Source organism: Mycobacterium sp., from assembly GCF_035603715.1.
In the GTDB taxonomy this organism is placed as follows: domain Bacteria; phylum Actinomycetota; class Actinomycetes; order Mycobacteriales; family Mycobacteriaceae; genus Mycobacterium.
The window spans coordinates 1-5,203 of record NZ_DATNJW010000368.1 but is presented as its reverse complement, the minus strand read 5'-3'; the positions used below and the strand labels follow the sequence as shown (position 1 = coordinate 5,203).

Here is a 5,203-nt window from a genome sequence, read left to right as displayed (position 1 = left end):
ACCTGGCCACGCGAGCGCCCGTCGGCGCAGACATCGGCTTCCCGTCGCAGCGCTGCGTAGACTGAGACACCTTGGGCCACAGGCAATAACGCGGTCAGATAGGTCATCGTGTCCGGCGCGGGCCGAATGGTCACCGTCCGTTCGGTTTCGGCCTTGGCGGCCCGCTCGACGACCGCATGCGGATCGAGTCGGTAACTGATCGCCTTGGCAGCCGCCGCCACCCGTGCGTCGCCCATGCCCTGGAGTTCGGCTTGGTCGCGGCACAACTCGGCATCCAAAGCCCGCCGGTCATCGACGTCCAGGCACGCGCTTTCGCGCACGATCAAGGTGGCCCGCCACTCCGTCAGCACGCCTGCCTCCAACGCGGCCAGGGTGTGCGGCATCTCATGCACCAAAGCTTTCGCGAAGCCGAGATGCCGATTACCCCGGGCGGGCGAATCGAGTCGCGCAAGCGCAACCTCACTGGCGACCCCGCGCCCACGCCGCGCGGCCGGTACGCCCGCGGCGGCATCGGCCGCCCGGCGCGCCGCGTCCAGCGCGGCCGCAGCGCGGGCCTGACCCGCCGCTGCAGCGGCTTTCAATCGTTCCAACTCGGCGATGCGCTCGACCAGCGCCGATTCCTCGGCGGCAGGATCGACGATCGCAAGGGATTCGAACATGTGTGCGATACTACATCGCTCCACTGACAAAGTTGCTAGCCGCTGGGAACCATCGGTTCAGCAATACGCGCGGATTCCCTATCCCGGGCCGACGTTTGGTGTCAGTCTGAATGGCATGACAGAAACCGACGGGTTCGTAAACCACACGGTGGCGGGTCTCGCCGCACCCCAACCGATGTACAAGGCGTTGCGCGAGTCGACCCCGGTGTTCCGGGCGCCGGACGTAGTCGTGCTCAGCCGGCTGGCCGATATCGAAATGGCGCTCAAGCACACCGAGTTGTTCTCATCGAACATGGATGCCGTCGACCTGGGCAACATCCGGCCGTTGATTCCGCTCCAGATCGACCCGCCCGACCACGCGAAGTACCGCCGAATCCTCGATCCGCTATTCACGCCGCGGGAGATGGCCCGCCGCGAACCCCGCGTCGCCGAGCAGGTGAACGAGATGATCGACCGCTTCGCCGATCGAGGCGAATGCGACTTCCATGAGGAGTTCGCTGTGCCGCTGCCCTGCACCGTGTTTCTGCAGCTGCTCGGCCTGCCGCTGGAAGACCTGGACAAGTTCCTGGAATGGAAGGACGGGGTGATCCGGCCGGAAGGCGCGACGGGTTATGAGGGCCGCCACGATGCCTCTGCCGAGGTGGCGCAACAGATCTACGACTACTTTGAGCGTGCGATCGACGACCACATCGCCAGCCCCCGCGACGACGTGCTGTCGTCGCTGATCGCGGCAAGGGTCGAGGGAGAACCGCTGACCCGGCACGAGATCCTCGACATCTGTTTTCTTTTCCTGATCGCGGGGCTCGACACGGTGACCGACTCACTGGACTGCTTCTTCGTTTACCTCGCCCAGCATCCCGAACACCGTCATCAGCTCGTCGAGCAACCCGACGTCTTGCCGAGCGCCATCGAGGAGTTATTGCGCTGGGAGACACCGGTACCCGGCGTCGCCCGAGTCGCGATGCAAGATGTCGAGGTGGGCGGTTGCCCGATCAACAAGGGGGAGCGGGTCAGCCCGTTGCTCGGCGCTGCGAACACCGACCCCGCCGAGTTTCCCGATCCAGATCTCGTCGACTTCCGTCGAAACCCCAACCGGCATCGTGCCTTTGGAGGTGGTCCGCACCGCTGCCTCGGGTCTCACCTGGCCCGGATGGAACTGCGGGTGGCGCTGCGCGAATTCCATCGCCGCATACCCGATTACGAGATCAAGCCCGGCACCGAGTTGACTTACACGGCCGCGCTGCGGTCGGTGGAGTCGCTGCCGCTGACGTTCCCGGTGCCGGCGTCGTGACGCGGGTGGCTGTCGACGCAGATCGCTGTGAGGGGCACGGGCGTTGCTACACCTTGGCGCCGGAGATCTTCGACGCCGACGAGGTTGGGCATGCGATCGTGCTTGTCGAAGATGTCTCCGGTGAGCGCCAGGCACAGGCCGCCGACGCGGAGCGCAACTGCCCGGAGGCCGCGATCACCTTGTCGTGACGGTGTCTCACTGCCTGGCGCCGACGGGTGGGCGCCTCACCACGGAGCCCTTGATGCGGTGCGTCACCGATGCCCACGCCGACGGCGAATAGTGCGTGGTGACTTCATCGAACCCGTCGACTCGGTGCACGGTGAGCACGCCGGTCTGCTCATTGACGGTGAGCTCGTCGTTCTCGGACCCGTTGATCTCTTCTCCGTCAAGCAGCCGGATAACGAACACGATGCTGTCCTCTCATCGGAGCGCAGCCTCGCCCGATCCTGTGGTCGGCTGGGCGTGGGATGGGATCCATTGTGGGGCGGGGGCGTGAACGGTGCGGAAACGCTCCATGACAACCAATCACGCACTCGACCAGCACTATCGAAAAAAGCGGGTTGACCAGTGCTTAGGCCGCCAGCCGATGGCGTTGCCGACCGGCGTTCCCCGTCTGTTCATAGGTTAGGCTAAATTTACTAAGCGTGACCGAAGTTGATGTCGGAGCCAAACAGGCATTAGCCGCGTCACCGCCGTTTTCTTTACCGGTCGACACCGTCCCCGCGGACCTGGCGGCCGAGTTGGTTGCAGCGTTGCCCGAGCGTGACGGCGAGCAATATCTGTTGTACGAACGCGACGGTCAATGGGTGTTGGCGATCGGTGCGCTGGCCACGATCGAGCTGGACAACGACGAACTGCGCATCATCCGCGACGGGGTGACCCAGCGCGAGACTTGGTCCGGTCGGCCGGGGCCGGTGCTCGGTGAGGCCGTCGATCGGCTGTTGCTGGAGACCGATCAGGCCTTCGGCTGGATCGCCTTCGAATTCGGCGCCTACCGCTTCGGCCTGCAGGACCGGCTGGCGCCGCAGACCCCGTTGGCGCGAGTGTTCTGGCCGCGCACCCGCATCGTTGTCAGCGACGATGCCGTTCAGCTGTTCAACGCTGACAATCGCCACCGCGAAATCGTTAGCCGGGTCCTCAGTGCGGGCGCGACGCCGACGCCGGTCGCGTCCGAGATCGACGTGGCCGCCGACACCAGTGACTTCCGCGCCCGGGTCGGCACGGCCATCGACGAGATCGCCGCCGGCAAGTATCACAAAGTGATCCTATCTCGCAGCGTCGATGTGCCGTTCGCGTTGGACTTCCCATCCACGTATCGATTGGGTCGGCGGCACAACACCCCAGCACGTTCTTTCCTGTTGCAGCTCAGCGGTTTTCGGGCGCTGGGCTACAGCCCCGAACTGGTGGCGGCGGTCCACGACGACGGCGTGGTGGTTACGGAACCGCTGGCCGGCACTCGGGCGCTCGGCCACGGCGCTGCGCGCGACCGGCAGGCCCGCGAGGATCTGGAGTCCAACACCAAGGAAATCGTCGAGCACGCCATGTCGGTGCGGAGCTCGCTTCAGGAGATCGACGAGGTTGCCGAACCGGGATCCTCCGCGGTGGTCGATTTCATGACGGTGCGCGAGCGCGGCAGCGTGCAGCACCTCGGTTCGACGGTGACCGCCAGGCTTGACGCGTCGAAAGACCGGATGGACGCGCTGGAAACGCTGTTTCCAGCCGTCACCGCATCGGGCATCCCCAAGGCAGCCGGCGTGGACGCCATCCTGCGTCTCGACGAGAGTCCGCGGGAGTTGTATTCCGGTGCGGTAGTGATGTTTTCGGCTGACGGTGGCCTTGACGCGGCGTTGACTCTGCGCACGGTCTACGAACGGGACGGACGAACCTGGCTGCGCGCCGGGGCCGGCATCATCGCCGCGTCTGATCCCGACCGTGAATTCGAGGAGACCTGCGAGAAACTGGCCACGCTGGCACCGCATCTGGTTGCGCGCCGCGTTTCGCTCTAGCCGACGTCGGCGTCCGGCTCGCGTTCCAAGTATTCGGCCAGAATCTGGCTGACCAGTGACTCGATGGTCGATTCGATCGACGAAGCCAAGGTGGCCGTGACCGAAGCGACGGCCTGGGTGCGAAATCGCACCAGCATGGTGATCAACTCGGCGATTTCGGTGTCGGGGGGCAAGGCTTCCCGAGGCTTGATGCGGTCGGCGACGTGTTCGGCCCCGGCGCGCACCAACATTTCGCTGATTTGGTCGATCAGCGGAACGATGTGCTCGTGCAGGTCGATGAGCTTGTCCATCTCCATGCCGTAGCCGCGGATCTCGTTGAACGCCTCAACTAGTTTGGGTCGCGTGATGGTGGCTTGCCCGTCGTCGAGATGAATCACTTGTAGTTGGACCAGGCGGTCGAAGGCTTTGGCGTCGTTGATGAGTCGTTGCGCCTCGGCCAACGGCATGGTCTGGGATTTCTCGCTGGTCCAGGTACCGACGATCGCCGTTTCCAGGCCGAGCACGTCGCCGAGATCTTTGCCCTCCTCCCAGGCGCTGAGCATTTCCCGGACGTGCGCGATGTTGTATCCGCGGTCGAGCATCGAGGTGATCAGCCGCAGCCGGGTCAGGTGGGTGTCGTTGAACAGCGCGATCCGCCCGACCCGTAACGGTGGCGGCAACAGGCCCCGGTCGCGGTACACCCGGATGTTGCGGGTGGTGGTGCCGGCCAGCCGGGCCAGGTCTTCGATGCGGTATTCCCCGGAGCCCAGCGCACCGTGGGGATAGCGGACAGCGGCGTCGAATAGCTGCGAAACCGCGTTTTCGACGACCTCCCGTGATTGGCGCCGGACGCGTTTGGGGGCGCGCCGCAGGTTTGCCAAAACACCGGCGATGGTGCCGGTTTCAGGGCGGGGCGGTCGGTTGGGTGCCATCGCTCAGGCGGATGAGCTCACGCGCACGGCTGCATGTTCGACCGCGTCGTAGTCGGCGTACTGGAAATCTCGCATCTGCCGAAGATACTGGGTGGCGAACCCCGGGTACATCGACACGTTGTGTCCGTCCTTGGTCAAATACCAACTGGTGCAACCCGACATCCACGTCGTCTTGGTGAGTCGTCGCTGGATGCGTTCGTTGTATCGGCGCTGCACATCGTGGCGGACATCGAGGTATCGCAGATCGCCGTCCAGGATGGTGGTGATACCGCGGACGGCGTAGTCGAGCTGGCCCTCGATGTAGACCAGCAGCGAATTGTGTCCGGGGCCGGAGTT

At 64.9% G+C, this 5,203-nt stretch carries 6 protein-coding genes and 1 pseudogene; 3 read left to right on the top strand and 4 right to left on the bottom strand.

Going from position 1 to position 5,203, the window contains the following annotated elements; translation table 11 throughout:
- Nucleotides 1-659 (bottom strand): DUF222 domain-containing protein (locus VN856_RS15305; RefSeq protein ID WP_325690457.1); only part of this gene is annotated, 659 nt, incomplete at its 3' end.
- Nucleotides 660-774: 115 nt separating this feature from the next.
- On the opposite strand from VN856_RS15305, the gene VN856_RS15300 reads away from it, so the two are divergent.
- Nucleotides 775-1,950 (top strand): cytochrome P450, encoded by a 1,176-nt coding sequence (locus tag VN856_RS15300; RefSeq protein ID WP_325690455.1) that lies wholly within the window; start codon nt 775-777, stop codon nt 1,948-1,950.
- A 5-nt stretch (nt 1,951-1,955) separates the two neighbouring features.
- Complete coding sequence (locus tag VN856_RS15295; protein WP_414686963.1) at nt 1,956-2,138, top strand: ferredoxin; 183 nt, start codon at nt 1,956-1,958, stop codon at nt 2,136-2,138.
- A 7-nt stretch (nt 2,139-2,145) separates the two neighbouring features.
- Here VN856_RS15295 and VN856_RS15290 read toward each other — a convergent pair whose 3' ends face one another.
- A complete protein-coding gene (locus tag VN856_RS15290; protein WP_325690452.1) occupies nt 2,146-2,358 on the bottom strand; it encodes a hypothetical protein in 213 nt (70 codons plus the stop codon).
- Between the two features lie 236 nt (nt 2,359-2,594).
- On the opposite strand from VN856_RS15290, the gene VN856_RS15285 reads away from it, so the two are divergent.
- Nucleotides 2,595-3,956 (top strand): salicylate synthase, encoded by a 1,362-nt coding sequence (locus VN856_RS15285; protein ID WP_325690450.1) that lies wholly within the window; start codon nt 2,595-2,597, stop codon nt 3,954-3,956.
- On the opposite strand, the gene VN856_RS15280 is transcribed toward VN856_RS15285, so the two are convergent.
- A complete protein-coding gene (locus tag VN856_RS15280) occupies nt 3,953-4,867 on the bottom strand; it encodes a MerR family transcriptional regulator (RefSeq protein ID WP_325690448.1) in 915 nt (304 codons plus the stop codon). The genes VN856_RS15285 and VN856_RS15280 overlap by 4 nt on opposite strands.
- 3 nt (nt 4,868-4,870) lie before the next feature.
- Nucleotides 4,871-5,203, bottom strand: a pseudogene (locus VN856_RS15275) (4-hydroxyacetophenone monooxygenase); the annotation flags it as partial.